Source organism: Streptomyces atratus (assembly GCF_900119365.1).
GTDB classification, from domain to species: domain Bacteria; phylum Actinomycetota; class Actinomycetes; order Streptomycetales; family Streptomycetaceae; genus Streptomyces; species Streptomyces atratus_B.
In genome coordinates this window covers 1-24,569 of the sequence record NZ_FPJO01000028.1, presented here as the reverse complement: position 1 = coordinate 24,569, position 24,569 = coordinate 1, and the positions used below count along the sequence as shown (strand labels likewise).

Genomic DNA, 24,569 nt, shown 5'->3' with positions numbered 1-24,569 from the left:
GCGGTTCTCGTACTTGCGGCGGGCTTTGTGCTGAGCCGGAACCGCCGGGGCGAGTGCTGATCTGAGCCCTCAGCCCGAACCGGCGACCAGCGCCTCGCCGAGCGGGGTGCGCCGGTAGAGCACCGACCGTCCGGACCGGGCGCGGACGAGCAGCCCCGCGCCTCGCAGGATGGCGAGGTGGTCTCCCACCGCGCCGGGTGCCATGGCGAGGCTTCGGGCGAGGTGGCTGGTACTGGCCGGGGCGTCCAGCGCCAACAGCAGCCGGGCTCGGGACCGGCCGACCAGAGCGGTCAGCGCGTCCGGTCGGGGGACGCTCTCCTGTTCGCCCCACAGGGCGGCGGTGCCGCGGGCACGATAGATCAAGGTCCTGGGCCAGGGGTCTTCCAGGTGGGCGGCGATATTCGCGACGAAGACCGAAGGGATCAGCAGTAGCCCGTCGCCGGCGAGGCGGACTGTTCCGACTTGGGGGAAGTGGCCGATCTCGATACCGCCGGCTTGCCAGGCGATGCTCGGGTGCAGGCTCTCGATGGTCGTGACCCAGCCGTGTTCGCCGATCACACCCACCCGGTGCACGACGTCGCGCTCACAGATCGCGCGCAGTTGCGGCCAGTCCGTGGCGAGCAGCTCGTGCCACGCCTGGTCCATCGCCTCGGCGATCCTGGAGACGGCGTCCGTCGAGTCCAGCACTGCGCGTACGCGGGGATCACAGGCGGACGGGCCGGTCGCGTTGGTGGCGATTTCGTGGCGGGCCGCTTCCAGCGGTGTGGCCCGGATAATGGCGAGGTCGTCTGCCCAGGTCTGGTTGAGGCCGCGCGGGGGCGGGGCGACGAAGTCCGGTCCGGATTGCGGGGTGTGCAGGGCGAGGGCGGCGTTCAGTTCGCTCTCGCGGCGAAGCCGTTCAAAGGCCGGCAGGAGCCGGGTGGCCCAGGCTCGCGGCAGCGGCCTGTCTTGGCCGGCGAGCGAGCGTAGCAGGAAGCACAGGTCCATCGCGGGCGACAGTGCGAAGCGGCTGCGCAGCAGGTCCTCGACGGAGACTTCGAAGCGGAGCACCGCGCCATGCTACCGAAGGATGTCTGTTCCGATTCGTCCAGCGACGAATCATTGGTGAGTGGCGTGGGCGCACGGCGAGGCTGCGCGTCATGACCCCAACCGCCGAACCCGCGCAGGGCAACCACCGTGCCACCTACCGGGAGGTGCTGGCCGAGCCACGATTCCGGCTGCTCTTCTCAACCCGCACCGTCGCGATCACTGCGGACGCGCTGCGGATCACCACGTTCTCGGTGCTGGTCTTCTCGGCCACCGGCTCCGCGCTGCTGAGCGCACTGGCCTTCGGCATCGGCTTCATCCCGCAGCTGTTCGGCTCGCTGCTGCTGGGCTCACTGGCCGACCGACTGCCGCCCCGCGCGCTCATCACCGGCGGCTACGCCTTGACGTGCGCCGCCGCCCTGCTGCTCGCCCTGGTGCGGATGCCGGTCGCGGCAAGCCTCGGTGTCGTGGCGCTGGTCGCCCTCGCCACACCGGTGTTTCACGGCGCGTCGAGTCGGCTGGTCGCGCAGTCGCTGGAGGGCGACGCCTATGTACTTGGCCGTTCACTGAACAACATCGCTGCCTCCGGCGCGCAATTGTTCGGTCTGGCACTGGGAGGTGCGGTCGTCGCGGTACTCGGCCCGCACCGGGCGCTCGCGGTAAGCGCCGCCCTCTACCTCGGCTGCGCGCTCGCTATCCACATCCGGCTACCCCGGCTGCAGCCGGGAGAGTTCGGCGGCACACCTGGCAGCGCTCGGGGCGATGGCGGGGCCGTCCGGGCAAGCCTGCACGGTGCCGGCCTGCTGCTGCGCGGACACACGGTACGACGGCTGATGCTGGCCCAGTGGCTACCGCCCGCGTTCGTAGCGGGCGCGGAAGGTCTGATCGTCGCCTACGCGGGAGGACGCCACTTCGCGCCCGGCTGGTACGCGGTGCTGATGGGCTGTCTGCCGGTCGGCATGCTTGTCGGTGACCTGCTGGTGGGGCGACTGCTACGGCCGCCCACCCGGGAGCGACTGGTAGTCCCGTTGATTGCGCTGATGGGACTGCCGCTGGTCGGCTTCGCTGCCGAGCCCGGAGTGGGCGTCTCGTCCTGTCTGCTGCTGCTCTGCGGCTTCGGATTCGCCTACGGTCTCGGCCTGCAACGGCCGTTCCTGGACGCCCTGCCGCAGGATGGCCAGGGCCAGGCCTTCGGTCTGCTCGGCTCCGGCAGCATGACGCTTCAGGGCGTCGGGCCGGTCTGCTTCGGCTCGGTGGCCGCAGGCATCGGAACAGGCGGCGCAATCGCCCTGGCAGGCGGCGCGGCGGCGCTTACCGCCGGCTGGATTCTCACCTGGCACCTGCCCACATCCCCGGTCCCCGTCCCGAACTGCTCAACGGGATCAGAGAACGGCACCGAACAGCATGCGTGTAGTTCTCCTGCGCAGTAACCGTCGCAGGTCGGGTCGGCCGCGTGCCGTCACGCACCCCACCCCCACGTCTCCCTGACAGACAGTCATTCCCGGTAGCTCATTGTGTAAGGAGTCCTAAGCCTCGGCTCTGCCAGCCGTTGCGGACCACGTACGGGATCTTGAGACCACGAACAGCCCATGGAAGGTTCATGCCGCATGATCGATGAATTCGCGAAGGACAACCTGCACGGGAGACTGCGGCGGGACCGCGAGGCGCTGCTCTGGAAACTCGACGGCTTGTCCGAATACGACGCCCGCCGACCTTTGACAGCGACCGGGACCAACCTCCTCGGCCTGGTCAAACACGTGGCCACCGTCGAGGCCAGGTACTTCGGCGAGGTCTTCGACCGCCCTTCCCCGGAACCGCTGCCCCGGTGGCAGGACTCCGACGGCAGCGATCAGTGGGCGACCGAGGACGAGACCCGCGATCAGATCATCGGGTTCTACCGGCGCACGTGGGAACACTCGGACGCGACGATCAACGAGCTTCCCCTCGACGCCCCCGGCCACGTGCCGTGGTGGCCGGAGCCTCATCCCAACACGAACCTGTTCGCCGTCATGGTCCATGTCCTCGGCGAGTCCATCCGGCATGCCGGGCACGCCGATATCCTGCGCGAGGGCCTCGACGGCCGGACCGGGGTGCGCGCCGAAAACGAGCAGCAGATCGACGAGGAAGCCCGTGCAGCCTACTGTGCGAAGATCGAGCAGGCCGCCAGGTCGGCCGCACCAATCAAGGCTTAGTTCGAGGCGCTCCTGGACGCGGGCGGAATCTTCGCCGAGCTGTACAAACTCTCCCAGGACCGGTGAGCAATCCGGCTAGGGTGATTGAACCGTTGGCCCCGGTGCCCTCCCCCGTGGGACGGCACCGGGGCCGGCCGCCGTCTACAGCCCGGCTCCGGGCTCGTCCACGTTCACGGTCCGAAGCGGCCGGTGGCCCTGGTCGTCGAGCTGGGCGAGTTCGCGGTCGTAGTCGACGGTGATCGAGCCGTAGAAGTTGACCGCCGAGCTGCGGGCCGGGGAGATGTGGGAGAGCACCTCGGCGTCCACTTCGCGGCCGGCACCTCGCAGTTCGTCCACAGCCAGGCCCATGTACTCGGTGTGCCAGCACACGACCGCGTTCGTCACCACCGTCAGGCACCACGCCTGCTCGTTCTGCTGCTCAGGCTGACGCCGGATGACCTTGCCCTCGCGCGCGTAGTGCAGCTGGCGGCGCAGCGCGTGCAGGGACTCGCCCTTGTTCAACTGCCGGGCGATCTTGCGGCGGTAGGCCGGATCGGACAGATACTTCGCGGCGTAGATCGTTCGCCGAATGGCCCCGTACTCCTTGAGCGCGGCGGCCAGGGCGTTCTGCCGGGAGGACGCGGAGAGCTTGCCGACGATCAGGGAGGCGGTGGCGTGCCCGTACTTGAGCGACCCGGCCAGCCGCAGCAGGTCGTCCCAGTGGGCGGCCACCAGGTCGAGGTTGGCCTTCTTCGTCAGCAGGGGGCCTGCGGTGGGGAACTTCTCCTCGTAGTCGGCCTTGGCACCCATCCGATACAGGGTGATCTTGCCCAGGTCGCGGATGCGGGGCGAGAGCTGCTTGCCGACCAGGCGGCAGAATTCGGCCCGGTGCGTCTCCCATTGGGCGGGCTTGAACAGGTAGGGGTGTCCGGGTCGACGGGCGCGGGCACGGGGGTGCCGGGCCGCCACGGATGGCCCGGGTCACGGTCGGCCGGGGTCGGCACGCGCAGGAGCTTGGCGAGGCGGGGCACCTTCGTGAAGCGGCCGGTGTGGTAGGTGCCGGCGACCGCGCCGGAACGCGAGCGACAGGGTGAGCCTGGCGATGCGTGACAGCGCGGGCACGGGTGGCGCTCGACGTCGTCCGCGTCGCTCGCCGACGCGGTTTGAGGGTCCGTCATGACCCCGGATCGTGTCACAAACCATTCCCAGAACGTGCCGTGTCCCACTTTGAGTGAGAACGGGTTCTGACAGTCGATCCGGCTTCCGGACCGCTTCCCCCGACCGTTTTCGATTTCGCTCCGGGAAAGGTTCGTTTCTGACAGTGCCACGGCGTGCGGCCGTGGCACGAACCCGCGGGCCCGAGGGAGTGCGCGATCGCCTTCCGGCAGCCCGTTGGAACTCCGCGATGTCGACGGTCAGTGGCCGCCGCAGCGTCTGAGCTGATAGCCGTTCAAGGGGGGAGACGACGTTCCGGGCTGTGCACGCCCAGGGAGCACCGTGTTTTCGCACCCGCACTCGGCCTGCCCCTCTGGCGCAACGCCGCGCACGGGCGGCACCGGCTCCGCCCCAGAGGCGCTCTGCGGCGTCTCGAACCGGCGACAGCATCACCGTCAGTGCCCCTCGCAGGTGGCCCTCAGTCCGTGAGGAAGGCTCCCTCGCGACAAGGGCGGCAGACGAAGACGTAGCCCAGCTGACCGCCGAGTTTCATCGCGGTCTCCCGGGTTATCCCCTCCTCCAGGTGTGCCGCGAACTCCATCGTGCCGGTGCAGGAGGGACAAACGGGCAGGCGGTCGTCCTCAAGGTAGGAGGGACTGCCTCCGAGCGACCCGAGCACTTCGCGCTGCTTCCCGAATCCTTCTTCGGGTTCCCACTTCCATCCCGAGCGGGCAAGGTCGTAGGCGCCATCGATCCCTTCCTCGTCGCAGGCATCTTCGGGGTCGATCGTCACGACGTGGGTGCGGATGGCCGAGGTGGCGGGCAGCAGCGTCAATCCCGCCTCGGGTACGGCTACCGGCCGCAGTTCCTCCCGGGGAAACAGATAGACCCTGTTCGCGCTGGAGCTCGCGTCCCAGAACGCACACGCCCCGGGGTTGTTCTGGCACAGGAACACCGACAGGACACCGTCCTCGACGGGGAGATGGGCGAAGAACTGAAGCGGTCCCCCGCAGCCGCACAGGGGCCAGGCGAATCCGGCAGGAGCCAGCGGCACGCCCCCGGTACGAGGAACGTCGGAATCGGCCGGTGCGGAGCCGTCGTAGATCATTAGCGCTATCTGCATGGCGAGAGGCTACTGGCCGCCTGTGACAGGCCCGGGGGGAGCGGGCGCCTTGCGCGGGACACCGCGGATCAGCCCTCGTCCTGGTCCTCGTCCGCGGGGTCGGCCTCGTCCGGGTCGCGCAGGGGCCGCAGGCCCTGGGCGGGCCCGCTGGCGGCGATGTTGAACAGGTAGCGGCCCAGGAAGTTGATGTGCGCGTTCTTCAGCGGGGACAGGCGGGCCATGTCCTCGTCCTTGATGTCGTGGCCCTCCGCGCGGAGCTGGGCGACGGCGGCGTCCAGGTAGCGGGTGTTCCACAGCACGACGGCGTTGAGGACGAGTGGGTGTCCTCGACGGCGGTGGACGTGCGGCCGCTGCGGCGTGCGACGGTCTGGGTGAACCACTGCCACGCCCAGGCCGAGGGGCGCCGCTCGGCGACCACGGAGGTCCAGGTGCTGGCCACGGTCTCGAAGAGCTTCGATGTCGCTATCCGAGCCTCCTCCGTGGGGAGGTGGGCGGCGGCGTAGGCGTGGTAGGCGGGTCGGTGGAGGTCGTAGAACGCGTAGTAGGCGGTCGTGAGGACAGCGGGCGACGGCTTCATGGTCAGCGCTTCCTTGCTCTGCCGTTCCTGGTCAGCCGAAGGCGTCAGCTGGGAGGCTGCTGCCTGGCCCGCGGTCGGGCGTGGCGTTGCGCCACAGGGGCAGGGCGATTTCGGGCTTGCTCTGCAGGGCGGTCGCGAGCCGGTGGTACACCGCCCATTCCGGCACTCCGGGGCCGTGGAAGGCCCGCCGGAGGTCGGCGATGGTGAGGTCGCGCCGGGCGGAGCTGATGAGCCGGTCCTCGCGGGGGGAGCCTGCGGCGTAGTTCAGGGCCTGAAAGTAGGTGCGCAGGGTGTGCACGGGGTCGGTGGTACTGACGGGTTCGTCGGCGGCGATCTTCCAGAGCAGTGTGGCGAACTCGGTCTCGGTGCTGCCGGCGCACTCCTTGGCGATCAGCTCTACGTACGAGAGGGTGGCGGGCCGCTCGCCGGACAGGATGCGGGAGAGGTAGGAGCGATGGATGTTCATGCTCCGTGGGAGCTCTCACTCCGCTGACCAGGCAATCCTCACTCCGTGACCAGCCAATCCTCACTGCTTGTCCAGCACCAGCGCCCGGCCATCACTGCTCAACACCCCATAGAAACACCCGAACCGGCCCGCTCCACAGCGCCCAAGACCGGACACCAAACTGAGAGCCAACCCGGACACGGAAGCAAGAACTCCCACAAGACGATCACGGCCGCTGCGTGCGCGCTGGAGTCGTTCGCGGACGGCCGGATTCTCGTCACCGTGCCGACCCTGGACCTGCTCGCGCAGACCGCCCAGGCGTGGCGGCTGGTCGGTCACCGGGCCCCGATGGTCGCGGTGTGCTCGCTGGAGAACGACGCGGTCCTGGGCTCGCTGGGGGTGCGCACCACCACCAACCCGGTCCAGTTCGCTCTGTGGGCCGGGCACGGGCCGGTCGTCGTGTTCGCCACGTACGCCTCTCTCGTGGACCGCGAGGAAATCGACGCTCCCGAGGGGCCAGCGGAAGGTTCGCGGGCCGCTGGAGGCCGCTCTGGCGGGCGGAGAGCGGCTGTACGGGCAGCAGATGGCCCCGTTTGACCTCGCGATCGTGGATGAGGCCCACGGCACCGCCGGTGATCTTGGGCGGCCGTGGGCTGCGATCCACGACAACCAGCGGATCCCGGCGGACTTCCGGCTCTACCTGACCGCGACCCCGCGCATCCTCGCCGCGGCCCGGCCGCAGAAGGGCGCGGACGGCCAGGAGGCGGAGATCGCGACCATGGCCGATGACCCGGAGGGCACGTACGGCGCGTGGCTCGCGGAGCTCGGTCTGAGCGAGGCGATCGAGCGAGAGATCCTTGCCGGGTTCGAGATCGACGTGCTGGAGATCCGCGATCCCTCGCCGGTCCTCGGGGAGTCGGAGGAGGCGCGGCGGGGCCGGCGCCTGGCGCTCCTGCAGACCGCCCTGTTGGAGCACGCGGCGGCGTACAACCTGCGTACGGTCATGACGTTCCACCAGAAGGTCGAGGAAGCCGCCGCGTTCGCGGAGAAGCTCCCGGAGACCGCTGCCGAGCTGTACGTCAACGACGCCTCCGACGACGACCTGGCCGCCGCCGACAAGCTGCCGAAGTCCTCCATCGACGCGGAGTTCTACGAGTTGGAGGCCGGCCGCCACGTCCCGCCGGACCGCGTCTGGTCGGCGTGGCTGTGCGGCGACCACCTCGTCAGCGAACGCCGCGAGGTTCTGCGCCAGTTCGCCAACGGCATCGACGCGGCCGGGCGCCGGGTCCACCGCGCCTTCCTCGCCAGTGTTCGCGTGCTCGGTGAGGGCGTCGACATCACGGGCGAGCGGGGTGTGGAGGCCGTCTGCTTCGCGGACACCCGCGGCTCGCAGGTGGAGATCGTGCAGAACATCGGCCGGGCGCTGAGGCTCAACAAGGACGGCTCCACCAAGGTGGCCAGGATCATCGTGCCGGTGTTCCTGGAGCCCGGCGAGGACCCGACCGACATGGTCGCCTCCGCCAGCTTCCGCCCCCTTGTAGCCGTATTGCAGGGCCTGCGCTCGCACGATGAACGTCTGGGCGAGCAGCTCGCTTCCCGGGCGCTCACGAGCGGGAAGCGCAAGGTCCACGTCCGGCGTGACGAGGACGGGCAGATCGCCGGGGCCGGCGGTGAGGGTGACGGCGAGGACCAGGAGGACGACGACACGCAGGCCGCCGCCGAAGCCGCCCTGCTGCACTTCTCCTCTCCCCGGGACGCGGCGACCATCGCGGCCTTCCTGCGGACCCGGGTGTACCGGCCGGAGTCGTTGGTGTGGCTGGAGGGCTACCAGGCCCTCATCCGGTGGCGGGCGGAGAACGAGATCACCGGCGTCTACGCCGTCCCGTATGACGTTGAGGTCGAGGTGGGGGTCACGAAGGATTTCCCGCTTGGCCGATGGGTCCACCAGCAGCGGAAGGCGCTGCGGGCGGGTGAGTTGGAGGAGCGGCGCAAGACCCTGCTGGACGCGCCGGAGGCCGGGATGGTCTGGGAGCCGGGCGAGGAAGCGTGGGAGACCAAGCTCGCCGCGCTGCGGTCCTACCGGCGGGCCACGGGGCACCTCGCGCCGCGTCAGGACGCGGTGTGGGGCGAGGGCGAGGCGATGGTGCCGGTCGGGCAGCACATGGCGAACCTGCGCCGGAAGGGTGGTCTGGGCAAGGACGCGGAGCGGGCGGACAAGCGCGCGAAGCAGCTGACGGCGTGACACCTGCCGCGGCCGGTCGTTGAACCGGACGGTCAAGCGAAGTGCACTGTGAGGCCCCGGGCGTCGTCGCCCGGGGCTTCGTGCTGTCGGCAGCTGTCCCGTGTCATCCATCGAAGTTTGATCAGTACCCGACCGTGGATGCGTGGCGGCGTATGTGGCGGAGCTTCCGTCGCCCTGTGGTGGGCGTCGGCCGCCTGCGTCGGCCCGACTCCGAGCCGCATCGCGCCCACGCCGCGAACGGCGACGAGGACAAGGGGCCCCGCCTCACGCACCGGTATCTGTCTGTCCGTGGCTCCGTGCCCGCGGCGGGATGCGTGGGGTCGCCGCCGTCACCGGGACTCGGGAGAGACCGTGACCACCGACAAGCAGTTCAAGAAGGACGTCCGCGAACTCGCCGACGCCGAAGGCATCTCGTACACCACTGCCCGCCGGCGCCTGACCACCGGGGCCGCCCAGGTCCCCCAGGTCCCCCAGGTCCCCCAGGTCCCCCAGGACCATGCCGCCATGGTGGCTGGCCTGGTCGCTCGCAGCCGCGGCAAGTTCACCACCGAGGAGTTCACCGACCGGCTGAAGCGCGGCGGTCAGGAGTACACCGGGTATCTCGCCGACGGCCGGGAAGCCGCAACCGCGGCCCTCGAATACGCCCTGGAGCACGGGGTGGATGCCGTCGATGACGAGCTCGCCGCCGTCGCGGCCAGCAAGGGAATGCCGATCACTACGGACGACCTTGCCGAGGCCCTGCGCCGGGTCCACGACCACAGCCTCCTCATCGACGGGTCGTCCGTCGCGGAGACCGCCTACTGGGTCGCGGACCGCTACTGGATGCACCGCTGGAACAACGCCATGGACCAGGCGGGCATCGGAGAGTACGACACGGTCGTCGGACCGAACGTGTACCGGCGGTTCGCGCTCCACGAGTGGATGGCGCCCGGCCACTCCTCCGGCAGCGTGCCCGGACTCTACTGAGCGTCGGCCGACTGACCTGTCTCACCGGAGTTGGGTCGTGTCTCACTGAAGATGGACAGATGCTGGTCCGTCTCATCGAATCGGTACACCTTCGGTGAGACGGTCGGCTGCGCACAGAGGATCAACTGCAGACCGGGCATCACTCCTGGGCGGAGGCGGTCAACTCCATCATCGCCTGGGCGTAGGTTGCGCCGTCAATCTCCTCGTCGTCGTACTGGCGCATCAGCTCGTCGAGCTTGGCCTGTAGCTCTGTCCGGTCCATCGTTATCTCCCAACATGTCAGTGCTGCAAGGTGGGGACAGTAGCGCGACACGTACCGCACGGACGGCGCTTTCCTCAGATCGAGGGCACCTTGCCCTTCCACTTGTCCCGTCTCATTGAGCACGTCATAAAGACGTGCTGTGAATTGGGCGCTGACAGGTCTGGCTGAGATTCGTCTCGTGGGTGACGTGGCGGGACACGGGCCTCTTCCGGGACAGCTCCGACGGTCTCATCGATCATGGTTGAAGCCGGTGTGCTGAGCTGGGGTTCGTCAGCTTGGCTGAGACGCTGGAGAGGCGATTCTCGCTGGACATGGCATGTTCCGGGGGCTGGGTCAGCTTGAGTGGACCCCGGAGTTGGGTCCGGAGTCCTGAGCCGGAGCACGATAGCTGTCACAAAGGCAGGCGTGTTATCCCTTCGTGTCGGTGTCCGGCGCTGCCGGGGTGTGACTCAGCACGCTGACTGTCGTGTCAGCACTGCATCTGTCGTCCCGATGCGTGCCTGTTGAGACCGGCCTTGAGGGTGACAGGCAGGTGAATTCCCAAGAGTCCCGATCGGCTCAGGAGTCCTGGACGAGCAGCCTGCCCTGGGTACCGTCCTCGGACACGAAGGCGAACATCCTAGGCGACGCGCCGAGGTTGAGGTGGAACGGTACCCAGTTCGAGTCCAGCTGCAGCAACAGCCGCCAGGGGCCGCCGTCCGGCCACTCGTCGCCCTGGAAGAACAGCGGTGTTCCGCCGATCTTGTCGCCGTCAACCAGCTCGACGTAGCGGTCCCGGTCGGAGGAGGACAGGGCTTCGGGTTCCTCATCCGTCATGGACCCGGGCTCGTCGACGGGGCGGAGGTCGACGGTGAACTCCACCGCCGACCCGTCGCCGTCGTACAGCCCGGGTCCGCTCGCCAGCGGGCGCACCGGGCCGGCATAGTCGCCGCCTGGCTGCACGATCACCGCGTTCTCGCCGCCGTCGGGGTCGATGATGTCGGGGTCGAAGAAGTTCTCTTCGTGATCGGCGTGGGTCACGAAGACGTATGCCACCTTCCCGTGGCCGGCCGCTGCGAGTACCGGGCCCAACTCGATCTGGCCGACGAACCGCATCGGCCGGTCCCATGCCGCGCTGATCGGCCACTGCGGGCCTGCCAGCCACACGGGCTGGCCGCCGAACTTGGTGGTCGGCGTGGAGATCGGCTGGCCGGTCGCGGAAAAGCCCTTGATGCGCAGTGTTCTCATCATGCCCGGCATCATGCCAAGCAACGGCGACATCACTGCCGCAGGTAGCCCTGCGTCGCCAGCGCGAAGCCCACTGCCTTGGCAGGATCCGGCATCTTCGGAGGACCCGCGCCCAGGGGAGACCTTTTCGGGGCTGGCGACAACCAGGGCCTCGCCAGAAACCGCACGCGTCGTGTCCATGGAACGACCATCATAGGTCCGGTGAGACAAGCCAGATCAGATGCGACCCAATCCACCCCGAAGGTGGAAATCGGGCAAAGTCAGCCACGCACGCCGGGAATCCGCCGACTACCAACTGAGACACGTGAGACACCACCAGGCTGGGTGAGACCGGACACTGGTCGCGCGCCTGCTGTCCACCTTCGATGAGACGGACCAGCATCTGTCCATCTTCAGTGAGACACGACCCAACTCCGATGAGACAGGTCACCGACGGCTCTGCCCGGACATGGCGCGGGACTGCAACGCGCGGCGCAACACCGGCTCCGCGAACCTCTATCCGGTGCATCACCGCAGGTCGGGGGCGAAACGCGCGGCGGTGTTGCACTGGCTGCGTTGCAGCGCCAGGAGCTGGTGTTTCAGTCGACGGCGCCGGGCTGGCGGGAAGCTCTGCGAGGCCGGGACCGGCGCTGACAGACTCGGGTGTCGTGATCACCGAACGCCGACGGAGGATGCGTTGAGCCAGCAGGAACAGCCCTGGCAGCCGGGCCCGAACGATCTCACCGGCGACGCCATCTTCCTGCGCCCCAGCGACATCAACCAGATCATCAGCTACGCCATGATCTGGGTCCGCAATCACCCCGAAGATCCGCGCGGCTTCGAGCTCATCGACGAAGTCGCCGCCGGAGCCAAGGGGATCGTCATGCACTTCGCCCAGGCCGCCCAGGCCCCAGTGCAGCGTTAGGCCGACGTTCCGCCCGCCGCGCCCCAGCCCCTCACGAAGGAGGCCAGGGCGCGGCGCTGTTCTTCCTGCCGGGCGGTCTGCTGCGCGAGGACCTGGCGGTCGATGTACGGGTCGACGGCGGCCAGGACCGGGCGCCGGAGTTCGTCCGGCTCCAGCGCTTCGACCTCCCACTGCACGGGGTGTTCGATGTCGAAGCCGTAGCGGCGCGCGAAGGCCGGCCACCGGGGATCGCCGCGCTTGCCCTCGGTCGCGGGCAGCTCGTAGTCGTGGACGACCTGGTCGTAAGTGAGCAGCACCCGCTCGGTGTGGCTCCAACACGCGGTGCGCGCTGTCCAGTCGCGTTCGACGTCCTCTCCTGAGCAGTCGAAATCACCGACCACCAGGAGCACCGCTTCTCTCGGGTCGGCGGCGACGCGGTCGCGGACGACGTCGACGTAGGACTGGGAGCCGAAGCCGCGGACCACCAGGACCGGGATCCCGTACTCCGCCAGCCAGCCGGTGAGGAGCTGCCGGAGGGTGTCCTTTTCCGCAGCGACATAGAGCGCCTGCGACTGGCCGGTCGTGAGGTCCAGGCCGAACCAGCCGGGGCTCTCGCGCAGGAAGGCGCCCGCGTCCGGCCAGGCCGGAGGGACGTGGACCTCGCGCAGGGCGTCGATCAGGTCAGGGAAGCGGCCCTCGCGGCGGGCCTGGGCGAGGTGGGAGGACAGGTGCCGGTACATCGACGGCGTGTGCGGCAGCACGCCAGCGGAGGCGAGGCGGTACATGACCTGGCGCAGCGTGACGCCGCCCTCGTAGCTCTCCACGACCTCCCGGGCCCGATCCACGACGGACGGCCACTGGATCCGCTCCCGCGTCATACCGGTACTCGTACCCATCGCGCCCCGGCCGGCCCCACGGTCGAAGCTGACCTCTTCTCCACGGCTAATCGCGTGGAAAGACACCTCATGCGGCTAAGCCGTCAAATCAATCGACAGCCATCCACGCCGTCGGCGACGATGCGGTGCCGCTGATCGCCTCACCAGGAGCCTCTGTGTCGTCCAGAACCGCAGACATCGACTTCACGTTTGCGCGCGAGGTCACGGTCCGGACCATCGTCGAGGCCCTGGCCACCTCAGGGTGGTCGCTGGAGGAGCCGCTCTCGTACATGGTCAACGACAACGACCTGTACGACTGGCAGTCGACCACCAACGACCACACGGGGAAGGTCCTGGCCCTCCTGGACGCGCCCGAGCATGCGAAGTACCACGTCGCCGTCTGCGTCTACCACGCGCAAGCGGGCACCGGCGGTCAGCTCCTCTTCTTCCCGCACCGCACAGCCTGCAGCTTTAGCCCCACCATTAACCGGCGGAGCCTGGCTGGCTCGGCCAGCTTCACCGATGTGAGCTGGTACCTCCACGCACTGGTGCCGCCCCTGCTGGCCCTTGGGCTGGAAGGCTACGAAGCCAGGGACATCGGCTTCTGAGGCTCGGTTCAGCCAGTGGGGACAGGCGGGGGAAACGCTGTACCTTCCTCGAAGTGGCATCGGTGCAGCAGGCAGTGGTGCAGCTGCCCGAGCATCCGATTGAACAGGTGCCTCAGGGCCTGGGCATGCCAGTCTCCGTTCTCGCGCCGTCGCCGGTAGTGGGCGTTGGCTCCTGGTGAGTGGGTGAGGGTGGCGAAAGCCCACAGGTATCCGGCGTGGTTCAGCCGGTTGTTCTTCACGAACCGGCGCCCGACGTACTTGCGTTTCCCGGACGCCCGGGTGATGGGCGCCGCGCCCGCGTATGCCTTCAGTCCGCTGGCAGTGGCAAAGCGCGTGCGGTCATCACCGATCTCAGCCAGGAGGCGGGCACCAACCTGCGCGCCGATGCCGGGAAAGCTCAGCATGATCGGCGCGTCGGGGTGGGCGCGGAAGGTCCGCTCGACCGCCTTGGCGAGCTCATCGACGGCCTTGCAGACCGCGTTCAACTGGGCCAGCAGGGCCTTGGCCTGGATGCCCATGGCCTCCTCGACTGCGGGCAACTGCCGGGCGGCCGGCTGCCGGAACAGCGTCTGGATCCTCTCGGCGTCCTCGTTGATGCCGCGCTTGCGTCCGGCGCTGTGCAGCATCACCTTGAGTTTCCAGAGCGGCAGTTCGGCGGCTGTGGCCGGGGTCGGCGCCGCAGCGAGGATCTTCCGCGCGTCGGGCCGGGTCAGTCCGCCGACCTTGTGCCGCCATGCCTCCAGGGCGACCGGGTAGTACTCGCGCAGCAGCGAGCGGAGCTGGTTGGCGATCTGCTGCCGGTTCCAGACCGCGTCCTGGTGGGCCCGGGCGAGGACGGCGACGGCCTGGGCCAGGGCGCTGTCGGCGGGCAGCGGCCGGTGCATCGGCATGTCGGTGCGGATGATGTTCGCCAGGACCAAGGCGTCGCCCGGGTCGGACTTCTTGCGGCTCACTCCGTGCCGGTCCCGGTAGCGGGAGGCCGCCATCGGGTTGATCGCGAACACCTGCCGGGCCCCGGTTTGCAGGGTGGCGACCAGCAGGCCGCGGCTGGTCTCGATGGCCACCGGGATCGGTGCTTCTGTGCTGTCGCCGTGGTCGGCCAGGAGGTCGAGCAGGAGCTGGTAGCCGTCCAGGTCGTCGTCGATACGGCACTTGGCCAGCAGCTTGCCGGTGTTGTCGATGATCGCGACGTCGTGGTGTCCTTCCGCCCAGTCGATCCCGCAGAACACGTCCATTTCCCGCCCCTTCGCCGGTGCTGTCTTTGAAGGCGAGCACACGGGCCGCACGGCGCACTAATTCCAGGACTCGAAGGTCCGCCACCTCATCAGCCGTGCGCGGCACCGCCGGACCGCACGGGCGCACGCCGTGTCCAGAGCTCGAAGCTCGTGAGGAGTAACGCGTCACCGTGCGGCAGCTCATCCATCAAGGTTCTCGAACCAGACGGGCCCGTGAGGGCAGAACATGCGAGGACCGGGCGGCACCACGGCGCCACCGGTCTTTCTACAGACCTCGCAGGGTCGGAGGTGTCGTAGGGGTCACCACGGCACCGACCGGACCACACACGTCCTGCCCTCGGCTGTACAACGCCGCCCCGGGCCCATCAGAGATCCAGAACCTCTAATTACTAACGAATTAGAGGTGTCGTCGTCCGGGAGGGCTTGCCCACCAGGGATGACCTGCGAGAACGGGCGGTGTCCGATTTGGGGGGTCACACCTTCGGTCGCACCTGCGGTCCCCCGCTGGAAGCAACCGTCCAGCCAACGGTTCAGCCCCCGCTCGGTGCAACCCTCTCCGGGGCGAGCGCCGCCTCCAGGCGGTCCAGCCGTTCGTAGAGCGCGCGGATCAGGCGGGCGCGGCTCTGGACGCAGCGCACCGTGCCCTCCAGCGTCGCGGACAGCCGGCCTTCCGCCTCACGCAGGACGACGTCGGCGAGCGCCCGGGGCCCGCTGCTCTTCGGCAGCTGGTTCGCGCGGCGCCGGACGTCGGAGGCGACCGCGCGGGCGTGACCGGTCAGCTGGAGGCCGATCTGCTCGTAGTCGCGTTCGGCCAGCGTGTCCTCGCCGGTCCACGCGAGGACGGCCTTGACGAGGCACTCGTACGGTTCGCGATCCAGCGGGAGCTCCGCCTCGATCAGCCCGTCGGGGTCGTACAGGACCGTGTGGCTGCTGGTGTGCATGGCGGGCCTCGCTGCTGGGGCGTCTTCGCGCGGGTGGCCGGCGGTCACCGCTGGGTGTCCTCGCCGCCGTCGGCCCCGTCGTCCTGGTCCTCGGTCTGCTGGGCGAGGAACCGGGCGAAGCCGCGGTCCGCGCGGGCCAGCAGGGCCGGGGAGGGAACGCCGTAGGCGGGCGGCCGGAGGCCGCGGCCCTCCGGGGCCGGGGCGGTGGAGTCGGTGTGTGTACGCATGGGGCCCCGCCTCTCCGGCTGGTGGTCCGTCAGTGCCGTCGACGCTACGCAGCTACGGGCCACGGCCTCAACGAAGTTGCGGAGAATTGCGGAGGTTCACTCCAGGGCGTCGATTGCGGCGCGGATGAGCGTGCGGGCGGCGTCGCCGTACACGGCCATCTCCGCCAGGCCGGCGAACGCCTTCGCGTAGTCGGCGAGCTCGCGCGGCTGCTTCACCTTGATCTCCGCCGTCAGGGTCTCCACCACGACCTGGGTGTCGTCGTGGAGGTAGAACGCTTCCAGCGGCCACACGGTGCGCTGCGCGGTGAACGGGTGATCCCCAGCGAGACCGAGGCGAGCGGCATCACGGCCAGGAGGTGGCGCAGCTGCCCGCGCATTGCGTCGGGGTCGGCGGTGCGGTAGCGCAGGACGGATTCCTCCATGAGGACGACGTAGCTATGTCCGCCCTCGTAGAGGAACCGGGAGCGGGCGACCTGGGCGGCGACGGCTTGGCGACGTCGTTCGGCGTGCCCTGGAAGGTCGTGATCTGCCCCATGAGGGCGGTGGCGAAGGCTGGGGTCTGGAAGAAGCCCGGCGGGACGTTGGAGACGTAGACCCGGCAGACGCGGGTCTGCTCGTGCATGGCGTACCAGCCCTCTTGGACCGTGCGCATCCCGTTGCGGTGCAGGCGCCGCCACTCCAGGTACATGGAGTCGACGGCGCGGGCGGTGGCGATCAGGTCCTCGGTCTGGTCGTCGGCGCCGCACGCCGCGCACCAGGTGCGGATGTCCGCGTCGGAGGGCGGAGCCTCGCCCTTCTGGATCCGGGTGGTCTTCGCGGGGTGCCAGCCGCACCGGGCGGAGAGCTCCTTCCCGGTGAGGCCGGCGTCCCTGCGCAGGTGCTGCAGCCGCACGGCGAGCGCCTCGCGGGCTGCTTGTGCGCTGGAGGATGGAGAGGCGGTCATGTGGCTGCTCAGGGGCCTAGACGGTGTACTTCTCGTGCGGGATGCCGCGCTCCCAGACCGTCTCGAACGCCGACGCGCACAGGCTGACCGCGGCCGGGTCCTCGGTGAACTCGCCGCCGGGGGCGACCCAGTCGCCGTCGCCGCTGAAGAAGTGGAACATGGCCAGGCGCCCGTCGATCAGCCAGAAGTCGTTGCCCGGCAGGGCGATGTCGGAGGCGTTGCGGCGGGGCAGCCAGCGGACCTGTTCGCCGGCGTCCACGTTCAGCGCGGTGACCGCGTGTTCCCAGCGGATGTAGTCGGTGACCGGCTCGGAGACGATCCGGGCGCGCCGCATGACGACTCCCCTGGCCAGGGTCTCCTTCACCAGTCCGAGCCACTCGGGCCACCAGCGGGCGGTGGGGTCCAGGTCGATCTCGCCGGTCCGGGCGAACAGCTCGATCTCTTCGGCCTCATCGCCGACGCCGTAGCGGTCGCGCATCTCCAGGTGCACCGCCGTGCGCTGAGCGCCCCTCAGCAGTTCAGCGAAGTCCGGCACGCTGCTCTGCGACATCACACGCCTCCCTCAGAATCGACGCCATCCGGACCGGGATAAGGATCACCGTTTCGTGCGGCGGGATGCCCGCCGCGTGGCCGGGCACCCACTCGGTCCCGCCGACCATCGCCTTCAACAACCCTTCGGCTTCCTCGCCCTGGAGAACCAGGTCGGCACTCTCTTCCTCCACCCACACCGTCGGCGATCCACCGCCTCCCGTGTTCGGGTCGATCCCGACGAACCGTAACGTCATGGCGCTCTCCCGTGTCGAGTCGGTTGCGCTTAGTGGTCGAGTTCGTAAGTCCTTCGGGGGTTGACTCTGGGGCCGGTCTTGGGCGCCGCTGACTCTGCGCGCCCGCCCCCGGACGACATCGAGAACCGCTGGCCAAAAGGCATCAATTCGGTTGCCCGGGATACGTGGCTCAGGGATAGGTTCGCGATCATGGACGAAATGAACTTGCTCGAGCGCTCGGGCGGTCCCGTAGTCCGAAGCCGGATCAGCCGTGACCTGGCTGCCCTCGGCCTCGCAGACGGCGACATCGTCATGTTCCACACCCGTATGTCCGCCATCGGTTACGTGGCCGGAGGACCGCAGACCATCATCGGCGCCCTCCATGACGTGGTCGGACCGCAGGGAACCCTCATGGTGACCTGCGGCTGGAATGACGCGCCCCCCTATGACTTCGTCACGTGGCCACAGGGTTGGCAGTCCGCCCTGCGTGCGGAACATCCCGCTTACGACCCCGACCTCAGCGAGGCAGACCACAACAACGGCCGCCTCCCCGAAGCACTGCGCCGCTGGCCCGGAGCCGTTCGCAGCCGTCATCCGGATGCCAGTTTCGCGGCCTTGGGAGCGGCAGCAGCCGAGCTGATGGCCGACCACTCCTGGGATGATCCGCATGGCCCGGACAGCCCCCTTGCACGGTTGGTCGCCCGCAGTGGCCGGGTCCTTCTGCTCGGCGCTCCCTTGGACACCATGACTCTGCTGCACCACGCCGAGGCGCTTTCCAAGGCCCCCGGCAAGCGGTTCGTGGACTACGAACAGCCCATCCTTGTGCAAGGTCAGCGGGTCTGGCGCCGCTTCCACGACATCGACTCGGAGGACGGGGCCTTCGACTACTCGGCAGTGGTGTCCGAGGGGCAAGAGCCGTTCGAAGCGATCGCCCGGGACATGCTCACCGCGGGAATCGGCCGGCAGGGCAGAGTCGGCGCTGCCGAGAGTCATCTGTTCGAGGCCGCGGAAGTCATCGACTTCGCCACTTCCTGGATCGAACACAAACTGAACAGGTAGACGCAGCAGAGGTATCCGCACGTCTCCGGCCCGCTGTGATCAAGAACCACAGCCAGAGCAGCCAAGGGCCGGTCAGTCCGCCCGAAGGGGTACATGAACGGAGCAGTGAGGTCCCCGTTCTCGATACCCGAGTGGCCCTCGCGTTCCGGAAGTCCTTCGGGAGTTGACGGCGGGGGGAGGGGGTGTTGTGGCTGGCGTCTGGTCAGGTGCCGGGTGCGGTGAGGTGGAGCCGGCAGGCGCAGTCGAGTGCGTCTGCGGGGGTGCCTGTGGGGCTGCCGGTGGGCAGCATGGAGTCCTCGTAGCGGTCGCTGCTGGCCAGGTAGAGGGCGAAGCCCCATCTGCCGACGGCTCCGGTGTAGCGCAGCCTCATCAGTTTGACCCGTTCCCTGTCGGCCAGTTCGGCCTCCACATAGGCGAAGGCTCCGCGGTGGCGGACGTGCAGCTGCTTCAGCTGGGGCCAGGCGGTGCGGGCCTGCTCGTCGAGGCGCGCTCCAGGGAAAGGCGGGTGTGTTCCGAGGGCGTGGGCATGGCGCCCATCCTGCCCGAGGGGCCGGTTGCCGGGTGCGGCAGGCTATGACCTGTTGATCCACTTCTCCTGATCGGCCTGTCTGCCTTGCCTGTTGCCCGTGCCCGTCCGATAGTCCTGCGTGCTGCCGATCGCGAACGGCTGAAGCAGATGGCCTACGGCCACAAAACCGAGTACCGGCTGCGGATGCGCGCGCAGGTGGTGCTGCATGCGGCGCGTGGACGGTCCAATGCGCGCATCGCCCGCGAGACGCGGCTGCATCTCGACACGGTCCGCACCTGGCGGGGCCGGTTCGCCGAGCACGGCCTGTCCGGGCTATCTGACCGCGAACGCACCGGCCGTCTGACCAGCACCTTCCCCAACGCTGTCATGGTCCACACCCCCGTCCACGCCTCGTGGACCAACCAGATCGAGATCTTCTTCTCGATCGTCCAGCGCAAGGTCGTCTCGCCCAACGACTTCACGGACCTCGGCGAGATCCGGGACCGGCTCCGAGCCTTCGAAGACCGCTACAACGCCACGGCGCAGCCGTTCCAGTGGAAGTTCACCACCTCCGACCTGGACGATCTGCTGGCCAGGCTCGACCGGCACACCGCCGATCACCCAGAAGAATCCTCCGTCGCGCTGGCAGCGTGATCAACCCCCGAAGGACTTACGAACTCGACCACTTAGGCAGTGGTTCGCTGGTCCAGATCACGCTGGGGGTGTGCGCGTTGGAGTCCGCCAGCGCCATCGTCTACGCGGTGGTCGCCGCCCTGCTCACCGATGCCTTCCCGGTCCGGGTTCGCTACATCGCGATCTCCTTGGCCCAACAGCTGGCCGGTGTGGTGTTCGGGGGTACGGCTCCGGTCCTGGCCCAAACCCTGGTCACGGCAGGGCATGGCTCACTATGGCCGGTGGCCGTCTACCAGGCGCTCCTGGCCGTCCTGTCAGCCTGCTGCCTACTGGCTCTGACATCCGCCCGCCGCAATGCCACGGCATCTGCGCACACCGTCGGGAAGTGACCAACGCGCCAGAGTAATTTCCCTGGAGCAGCGTCTCATTACAACGGCTAACACAATGAGTTGATCTGTCGGCGGGTGATCAGGCAGCAGGCGAGCTTGAGGAAGGCTTCGTGGATGTCGGCTCGGCGTTCCCAGCGGATGCGGAGGCGTTTGAAGCCGTGGAGCCAGGCGAAGGTGCGTTCCACGACCCAGCGGTAGGTGCCCAGTCCGGTGCCGTGGAGGGTGCCGCGGCGGGTGCCGCGGCGGGCGATGGCCGGCACGATCCGGCGTTGGCGGACCTGGTCGCGGTAGATGTCGTGGTCGTATCCGCGGTCGGCGAAGAGGGAGTCGGGCTTGCGTCGTGGGTGACCGACCCTGCCTCTGACCGGCGGGATGGCGTCGATCAGAGGCAGCAACTGGGTGACGTCGTTGCGGTTGCCGCCGGTGAGGATCACGGCGCGGAGTGCCGTGCCCGTCCGTGATCAGGTGGTGTTTCGATCCGGATCGGGCACGGTCGACCGGACTCGGTCCCGTGTGGTCCCCCCTTTTACGGCCCGCACGTGGCTGGAATCGACCACGGCCCGCGACCAGTCGAGACGGGCCGCCGCGTTCAGCTCGGCCAGCAGCACTTCGTGCAAGCGCTGCCAGACGCCGGCTTCGTTCCAGTCCCGCAGACGCCGCCAGCACGTCATGCCCGAACCGAAGCCCAACTCCTGCGGCAGATACTCCCATTGAATGCCCGTGTGGAGCACAGTCGACGTTCCCAGGTGTGTTGCCTCGGGCCAGTGCGTGATGCTCGCCCCCGACGTCTTCGACCAGCGGGACGAGGACGGCATGGTCGAAGTCCTCGATGACACTCCGCCCTCCGAACTCCACGACGCCGTACGCGAGTCGGCCACGATGTGCCCCGGGGCAGCGATCCGGCTCGGGGAGTCGTCGTGACTGCCGCACCCGATCGAGGCGTGATCGTCGGTGCCTCGGAGGCCGGACTGGCTGCCGCCGAGACCCTGCGCCGGTCGGGCCACACCGGCACCCTCACACTCATCGACGACGAGCCAGGGCCCCTTACGACCGACCCCGCTGTCGAAGGAGATCCTCTCCGGCGCCTGAGCCCCTGACCGGCTACCCCCTGCGCACCCGGACCGAACTCGATGCCTTCGGCCTGGACGCCCGCTACGGTTGCGAGGCCATCCAGGTGGGCCTCACCGCCCCGCACAGGCCTGCTGTTCGACGACGGCACGAAGATGAGCCCCACCACGTCCGGTGGCGGCCTTCGGGCCGGCTGATTACGCCGACGTACCGGTGCTCGACCTGGTCCTCGACCGGCTCGGCTGGCCGTCCTTCACGCTGCGGACCGCTGCCACCTCGGCTCGCGTCGGGCTGCCGCTCGTGGGCGCGCACCAGGCACTCAACGCGGCTGCTGCCACGGCGGCAGCACTCGCGGCAGAGCTCCCCCTCGATGTGGCCGCGGCGGCGCGATGCTGGTCAACGACTCCTACGACGCCCCGTCTCCCGGGCCGACGTGGTGGCGGCTGTCGACTGGCTGCGCGGCCACCTTGCCGCAGGCGAATGTGTGCTGGTCAAGGCTTCCTGCGGCACGCTGCGACGAAGTCCCCGCCGCGCTCGCGTAGTCGGCTGTGCGGTTCAGCGTCCGCGCCGCCTCATATAGAGGCCGAAGGCCCGGTAAACCATCGGCCGCAGCGGCAGGTCCCACTCGCCGACGTACCGCATCGCCTGGCCGCCGGTGCCGACTTTGAACTGGACAAGGCCGACGTGCGGGTCGTCGGCGTCGAGGGTGGGGGTGATGCCGCGCAGGTCGTAGACGTCGCATCCGGCCGCGAGCGAGTCGCGGATCATCGCCCACTGGCAGGCGTTGGAACCACGCACCTCGCGCTTCGCGGTGGAGGAGGCGCCATAGGCGTACACAGCGTGGGCGCCGACGCGGACCAGGACAGTGGCGGCGGCCAAGTCGCCCTGGTGGCGGGCCATATAGAGCTTGATCCGCTCGGGGTCCTCGGCACTCAGCGCCGCGAACATGGTCTCGAAGTAGCGCAGCGGCCGGGGTGTGAAGTGGTCGCGCTCGGCGGTGTGGACGTAGAGGTCGTGAAACGCCTTGAGGTCTTCCGCGCCCCTGTCGCTGACCGTGACCTCGACGCCCTCCTTGGCCGCCTTCTTGATGTTGCGGCGCCACTGCTGGTTCATGCCCTTGAGCAGCTCGTCCTCGGTCCTGCCTGCCATCGGGATCTCGTACTTGAACTGTGGATGCCCGACCCCGAACCCGTCCTCCGGGCTCTGCGACAGCCAGCCGGCCTCCCGGAGCCTGCTGCCCACGCGGGCACCGACCGGGTCGGACCAGTGGCCGGAGATGTCGGTGAGCCGCTTGCTGCCCGGGTCGGCGATGCCCTCCTTGACCTGGGCGGCGCTCCAGGTGTGTGTGCGCACCGGCGGGCCGAGCCGGATCGCGAACGCGCCCTGGGCCTTGAGATGGGCCGCCAGCGGATCGAGCCAAGCACCGATCTCGCCGCTCCAGTCGATGACCGGGCCCTCGGGCAGATACGCCAGCGTGAAGCGGTCGAGCCGCGGCACCGGGCGGTGCAGTACGAGCCCAGCACCAACCAGGCGCCGACCCAGGAACCAGCCGAGGGACTCGCTGCGCCACTCGGTCTTGACGCGGCCCCACGCCGGGGTCTGCAGAAAGCTGACCGACCGCTGGGCCCGCACGAACGCCACATGCTCGGCGTCGCTGATCGGCCTGACGACCGGATTCCCGGCTGCAGTTCGCATGAGTTCGCTGGAGGGGTTGAAGGACATGCCGCCAGTCAATGTAGTGGAGTGTTGCCCGGACGTATGCGATTCTCGATATGCCGACGATATGTCACCACCCGGCGGCTACTGAGGTTGAACTCGGGATGTCGTGCTGCTGATCAGGTGGGTCGGATGGTCAGGCCGGTCTCGGTGAGACAGCCGTCTATGAGGTGGCTGCGGTACTGAATGTGCCGCAGGCCGCGCCGGACGGTCTGGACGAGGTGTTCGGGGGTGCTGAAAGCGACGTTCGAGAGCCATCCGCGCCGTAGGAGTGACCAGATGCCTTCGACGGGGTTGAGGTCGGGTGCGTAGGGCGGCAGGTAGTAGATGGTCAGCCAGTCCCGGGATGCGGCGAACTCCCGCAGTCCGGCGGCCTTGTGGACGTTGAGGTTGTCCCAGATGAGCACGATCGGGCCGTCGAGCTGCTGGTGGGCGGCGATGAGCAGGTCGCGGTAGTCACGCCAGGAGAAGCTCTTGCGCCCGTCACGCCGGCCGTCGTCGCGGCGGGGCCGGTAGATCAGCCTTGACCGGTGTCCGGGTTTGTAGCAGGTCAGAGCGGCGATGGATATGCGCCTGCGGGAACGTCCGCGGACCCGGACCACCGGGGTCCGGCCGCGTGGGGCCCATGTCTTTGCGTGCGGCGGCGTCATGGAGAAGCCGGCTTCGTCCTCGAAGACGAGCCAGGCTCCACGCGCCGCCGCGAGCCTTCCGCGCAGGGCCACACCTCCTTGACCCACCCCGCGACCGCATCGTCGTCCCGCTCCATCGCGCGTCGGGCCGGGATCTGGCAGGACCACCCGTTACGCACCAACAGCTTCCGCACACCCTGGATCGTGTAAGTCAGATGGAAGCGCCGGCCGATGACCGTCTTCACACGGGCCAGCGTCCAGCGCTGGTCCTCCCAGCCATGCGCGGCCGGCCCCTTGGCCAGCTCCGCCTCCAGCTGCGTGAACTGCTGATCGCTCAACCTCGGCAGCGACGCCGGCCCCTGCGACCGCAAGGACCGCGGGCCGCCCTCGGCCCACGCGTGACGCCATCGCTGGACCGAGCGGACACTGACCCGCAGATCCCTGGCAATCGCTGTACTGCCCTCGCCCCGGGCGAACCGCTCGGCCGCCTGGAGCCGTAACTCCTCGCGGAACTGATGCCGTTCGGCCGTCAGCCCGCCCCTTGTGGATACCGCATGACTCCGGTGATGGGGCCTGTCCCCGAGTGGTGGACACCTCTGAGCCCGGCCCCGGCAGGGGCCGGGTAGGAGGCATCTTTTATGGTGATGAAGGTCTACTCGCCCGAGTTCAAGGCGGACGCGGTCGCTCTGTACCTGTCGGATCCGAGCCACACCTTCGAGGGCATCGGCAAGGACCTGGGGATCAGCCGGGAGACGCTGCGCAACTGGGTGCGGGCCGAGTGGGCCCGCCGCGGTGAGAGCGGCACGACGAGCACGAACACGAAGGACATCCCGGTGAGCGAGGCCACGCAAGAGGAGCTGGAGGCCGAGATAGCGGCCCTGCGCGCGGAGCTGAAGA

26 protein-coding genes and 6 pseudogenes are annotated in these 24,569 nt (G+C 68.8%); 13 read left to right on the top strand and 19 right to left on the bottom strand.

Annotated features, from left to right (window positions below):
• Nucleotides 1-69: 69 nt before the first annotated feature.
• A complete protein-coding gene (locus BT364_RS31870) occupies nucleotides 70-1,050 on the bottom strand; it encodes an ArsR/SmtB family transcription factor (protein ID WP_072488692.1) in 981 nt (326 codons plus the stop codon).
• An 89-nt stretch (nucleotides 1,051-1,139) separates the two neighbouring features.
• Between BT364_RS31870 and BT364_RS31865 the strand changes: the two genes are divergently transcribed.
• Nucleotides 1,140-2,456, top strand: a complete 1,317-nt coding sequence (locus BT364_RS31865; protein ID WP_072488691.1) for an MFS transporter — start codon at nucleotides 1,140-1,142, stop codon at nucleotides 2,454-2,456.
• Nucleotides 2,457-2,633: 177 nt separating this feature from the next.
• Nucleotides 2,634-3,218 carry a DinB family protein gene (locus BT364_RS31860; protein ID WP_072488690.1) on the top strand — a complete coding sequence of 195 codons (585 nt, stop codon included), beginning with the start codon at nucleotides 2,634-2,636 and terminating at the stop codon, nucleotides 3,216-3,218.
• Between the two features lie 141 nt (nucleotides 3,219-3,359).
• Here the strand turns inward: BT364_RS31860 and BT364_RS31855 are convergent, their stop codons facing one another.
• From BT364_RS31855 to BT364_RS31840, 4 genes and pseudogenes are all read right to left on the bottom strand, one after another.
• Nucleotides 3,360-4,166 carry a Tn3 family transposase gene (locus tag BT364_RS31855; RefSeq protein WP_218172470.1) on the bottom strand — a complete coding sequence of 269 codons (807 nt, stop codon included), beginning with the start codon at nucleotides 4,164-4,166 and terminating at the stop codon, nucleotides 3,360-3,362.
• A 35-nt stretch (nucleotides 4,167-4,201) separates the two neighbouring features.
• A pseudogene (locus BT364_RS44630) lies at nucleotides 4,202-4,375 on the bottom strand (zinc finger domain-containing protein); the annotation flags it as partial.
• Nucleotides 4,376-4,830: 455 nt separating this feature from the next.
• Complete coding sequence (locus tag BT364_RS31845; protein WP_072488689.1) at nucleotides 4,831-5,475, bottom strand: YwqG family protein; 645 nt, start codon at nucleotides 5,473-5,475, stop codon at nucleotides 4,831-4,833.
• Nucleotides 5,476-5,543: 68 nt separating this feature from the next.
• A pseudogene (locus tag BT364_RS31840) lies at nucleotides 5,544-5,792 on the bottom strand (Tn3 family transposase); the annotation flags it as partial.
• Nucleotides 5,793-5,795: 3 nt separating this feature from the next.
• On the opposite strand from BT364_RS31840, the gene BT364_RS41895 reads away from it, so the two are divergent.
• Complete coding sequence (locus BT364_RS41895; RefSeq protein ID WP_177328311.1) at nucleotides 5,796-5,978, top strand: hypothetical protein; 183 nt, start codon at nucleotides 5,796-5,798, stop codon at nucleotides 5,976-5,978.
• A gap of 105 nt (nucleotides 5,979-6,083) precedes the next feature.
• Here BT364_RS41895 and BT364_RS31835 read toward each other — a convergent pair whose 3' ends face one another.
• The gene (locus tag BT364_RS31835) at nucleotides 6,084-6,518 is read right to left on the bottom strand and encodes a helix-turn-helix domain-containing protein (protein ID WP_072488688.1); all 435 of its coding nucleotides are present in this window, start codon (nucleotides 6,516-6,518) and stop codon (nucleotides 6,084-6,086) included.
• A 90-nt stretch (nucleotides 6,519-6,608) separates the two neighbouring features.
• Between BT364_RS31835 and BT364_RS31830 the strand changes: the two are divergent.
• Both BT364_RS31830 and BT364_RS31825 read left to right on the top strand, forming a co-directional pair.
• Nucleotides 6,609-8,736: pseudogene (locus BT364_RS31830) on the top strand (Helicase associated domain protein); the annotation flags it as partial.
• Between the two features lie 354 nt (nucleotides 8,737-9,090).
• Entirely contained in the window at nucleotides 9,091-9,705 is a 615-nt protein-coding gene (locus BT364_RS31825; RefSeq protein ID WP_072488687.1) for a hypothetical protein, read from the top strand.
• Nucleotides 9,706-9,844: 139 nt separating this feature from the next.
• Here BT364_RS31825 and BT364_RS43475 read toward each other — a convergent pair whose 3' ends face one another.
• The gene (locus tag BT364_RS43475) at nucleotides 9,845-9,967 is read right to left on the bottom strand and encodes a hypothetical protein (RefSeq protein ID WP_256260300.1); all 123 of its coding nucleotides are present in this window, start codon (nucleotides 9,965-9,967) and stop codon (nucleotides 9,845-9,847) included.
• 558 nt (nucleotides 9,968-10,525) lie between these two features.
• Nucleotides 10,526-11,374 (bottom strand): DUF1963 domain-containing protein, encoded by an 849-nt coding sequence (locus tag BT364_RS31820; protein WP_079179725.1) that lies wholly within the window; start codon nucleotides 11,372-11,374, stop codon nucleotides 10,526-10,528.
• Nucleotides 11,375-11,870: 496 nt separating this feature from the next.
• On the opposite strand from BT364_RS31820, the gene BT364_RS31815 reads away from it, so the two are divergent.
• Nucleotides 11,871-12,098, top strand: coding sequence for a hypothetical protein (locus tag BT364_RS31815; protein ID WP_072488685.1), 228 nt, complete (start codon nucleotides 11,871-11,873; stop codon nucleotides 12,096-12,098).
• Here BT364_RS31815 and BT364_RS31810 read toward each other — a convergent pair.
• Nucleotides 12,095-12,955: a hypothetical protein gene (locus tag BT364_RS31810; RefSeq protein WP_072488741.1), complete on the bottom strand. Its 861-nt coding sequence runs from the start codon at nucleotides 12,953-12,955 to the stop codon at nucleotides 12,095-12,097. The genes BT364_RS31815 and BT364_RS31810 overlap by 4 nt on opposite strands.
• Before the next feature lie 173 nt (nucleotides 12,956-13,128).
• Between BT364_RS31810 and BT364_RS31805 the strand changes: the two genes are divergently transcribed.
• Entirely contained in the window at nucleotides 13,129-13,560 is a 432-nt protein-coding gene (locus BT364_RS31805; RefSeq protein WP_072488684.1) for a hypothetical protein, read from the top strand.
• 8 nt (nucleotides 13,561-13,568) lie between these two features.
• Here BT364_RS31805 and BT364_RS31800 read toward each other — a convergent pair whose 3' ends face one another.
• From BT364_RS31800 to BT364_RS31775, 6 genes and pseudogenes are all read right to left on the bottom strand, one after another.
• A complete protein-coding gene (locus BT364_RS31800) occupies nucleotides 13,569-14,795 on the bottom strand; it encodes an IS110 family RNA-guided transposase (RefSeq protein WP_072488683.1) in 1,227 nt (408 codons plus the stop codon).
• Between the two features lie 530 nt (nucleotides 14,796-15,325).
• Nucleotides 15,326-15,736 (bottom strand): DUF6415 family natural product biosynthesis protein, encoded by a 411-nt coding sequence (locus tag BT364_RS31795; protein ID WP_072488682.1) that lies wholly within the window; start codon nucleotides 15,734-15,736, stop codon nucleotides 15,326-15,328.
• Between the two features lie 44 nt (nucleotides 15,737-15,780).
• Entirely contained in the window at nucleotides 15,781-15,963 is a 183-nt protein-coding gene (locus BT364_RS31790; RefSeq protein WP_072488681.1) for a hypothetical protein, read from the bottom strand.
• A gap of 96 nt (nucleotides 15,964-16,059) precedes the next feature.
• Nucleotides 16,060-16,906, bottom strand: a pseudogene (locus BT364_RS31785) (helix-turn-helix domain-containing protein).
• A gap of 16 nt (nucleotides 16,907-16,922) precedes the next feature.
• Nucleotides 16,923-17,456, bottom strand: a complete 534-nt coding sequence (locus tag BT364_RS31780) for a DUF6879 family protein (RefSeq protein WP_072488680.1) — start codon at nucleotides 17,454-17,456, stop codon at nucleotides 16,923-16,925.
• Nucleotides 17,425-17,691: a hypothetical protein gene (locus BT364_RS31775; protein WP_072488679.1), complete on the bottom strand. Its 267-nt coding sequence runs from the start codon at nucleotides 17,689-17,691 to the stop codon at nucleotides 17,425-17,427. The genes BT364_RS31780 and BT364_RS31775 overlap by 32 nt, the downstream gene beginning before the upstream one ends.
• 189 nt (nucleotides 17,692-17,880) lie before the next feature.
• Between BT364_RS31775 and aac(3) the strand changes: the two genes are divergently transcribed.
• Nucleotides 17,881-18,729: an aminoglycoside 3-N-acetyltransferase gene (aac(3), locus tag BT364_RS31770; RefSeq protein WP_072488678.1), complete on the top strand. Its 849-nt coding sequence runs from the start codon at nucleotides 17,881-17,883 to the stop codon at nucleotides 18,727-18,729.
• Nucleotides 18,730-18,931: 202 nt separating this feature from the next.
• On the opposite strand, the gene BT364_RS42370 is transcribed toward aac(3), so the two are convergent.
• Entirely contained in the window at nucleotides 18,932-19,138 is a 207-nt protein-coding gene (locus BT364_RS42370; RefSeq protein ID WP_218172469.1) for a hypothetical protein, read from the bottom strand.
• Nucleotides 19,139-19,405: 267 nt separating this feature from the next.
• Between BT364_RS42370 and BT364_RS31760 the strand changes: the two genes are divergently transcribed.
• Nucleotides 19,406-19,891 (top strand): helix-turn-helix domain-containing protein, encoded by a 486-nt coding sequence (locus tag BT364_RS31760; protein ID WP_072488677.1) that lies wholly within the window; start codon nucleotides 19,406-19,408, stop codon nucleotides 19,889-19,891.
• The gene (locus BT364_RS31755; RefSeq protein WP_072488676.1) at nucleotides 19,888-20,259 is read left to right on the top strand and encodes an MFS transporter; all 372 of its coding nucleotides are present in this window, start codon (nucleotides 19,888-19,890) and stop codon (nucleotides 20,257-20,259) included. Before BT364_RS31760 ends, BT364_RS31755 begins: the two co-directional genes overlap by 4 nt.
• Nucleotides 20,260-20,306: 47 nt before the next feature.
• Here the strand turns inward: BT364_RS31755 and BT364_RS44405 are convergent.
• Nucleotides 20,307-21,002 (bottom strand): annotated as a pseudogene (locus tag BT364_RS44405) (IS5 family transposase); the annotation flags it as partial.
• Here BT364_RS44405 and BT364_RS31740 point away from each other — a divergent pair.
• Together BT364_RS31740 and BT364_RS42365 are read left to right on the top strand one after the other, a co-directional pair.
• Complete coding sequence (locus BT364_RS31740) at nucleotides 20,974-21,180, top strand: ferredoxin (RefSeq protein ID WP_072488675.1); 207 nt, start codon at nucleotides 20,974-20,976, stop codon at nucleotides 21,178-21,180. The pseudogene BT364_RS44405 and the gene BT364_RS31740 overlap by 29 nt on opposite strands.
• A complete protein-coding gene (locus BT364_RS42365) occupies nucleotides 21,177-21,356 on the top strand; it encodes a hypothetical protein (RefSeq protein ID WP_371268672.1) in 180 nt (59 codons plus the stop codon). The genes BT364_RS31740 and BT364_RS42365 overlap by 4 nt, the downstream gene beginning before the upstream one ends.
• A 526-nt stretch (nucleotides 21,357-21,882) precedes the next feature.
• Here BT364_RS42365 and BT364_RS31725 read toward each other — a convergent pair.
• Together BT364_RS31725 and BT364_RS44625 are read right to left on the bottom strand one after the other, a co-directional pair.
• Nucleotides 21,883-23,049 (bottom strand): lipid II:glycine glycyltransferase FemX, encoded by a 1,167-nt coding sequence (locus BT364_RS31725; RefSeq protein WP_072488674.1) that lies wholly within the window; start codon nucleotides 23,047-23,049, stop codon nucleotides 21,883-21,885.
• Between the two features lie 113 nt (nucleotides 23,050-23,162).
• Nucleotides 23,163-24,228 (bottom strand): annotated as a pseudogene (locus BT364_RS44625) (IS630 family transposase).
• Between the two features lie 82 nt (nucleotides 24,229-24,310).
• Here BT364_RS44625 and BT364_RS43470 point away from each other — a divergent pair.
• A partial coding sequence (locus tag BT364_RS43470) for a transposase (RefSeq protein ID WP_143166578.1) occupies nucleotides 24,311-24,569 on the top strand: 259 nt, incomplete at its 3' end.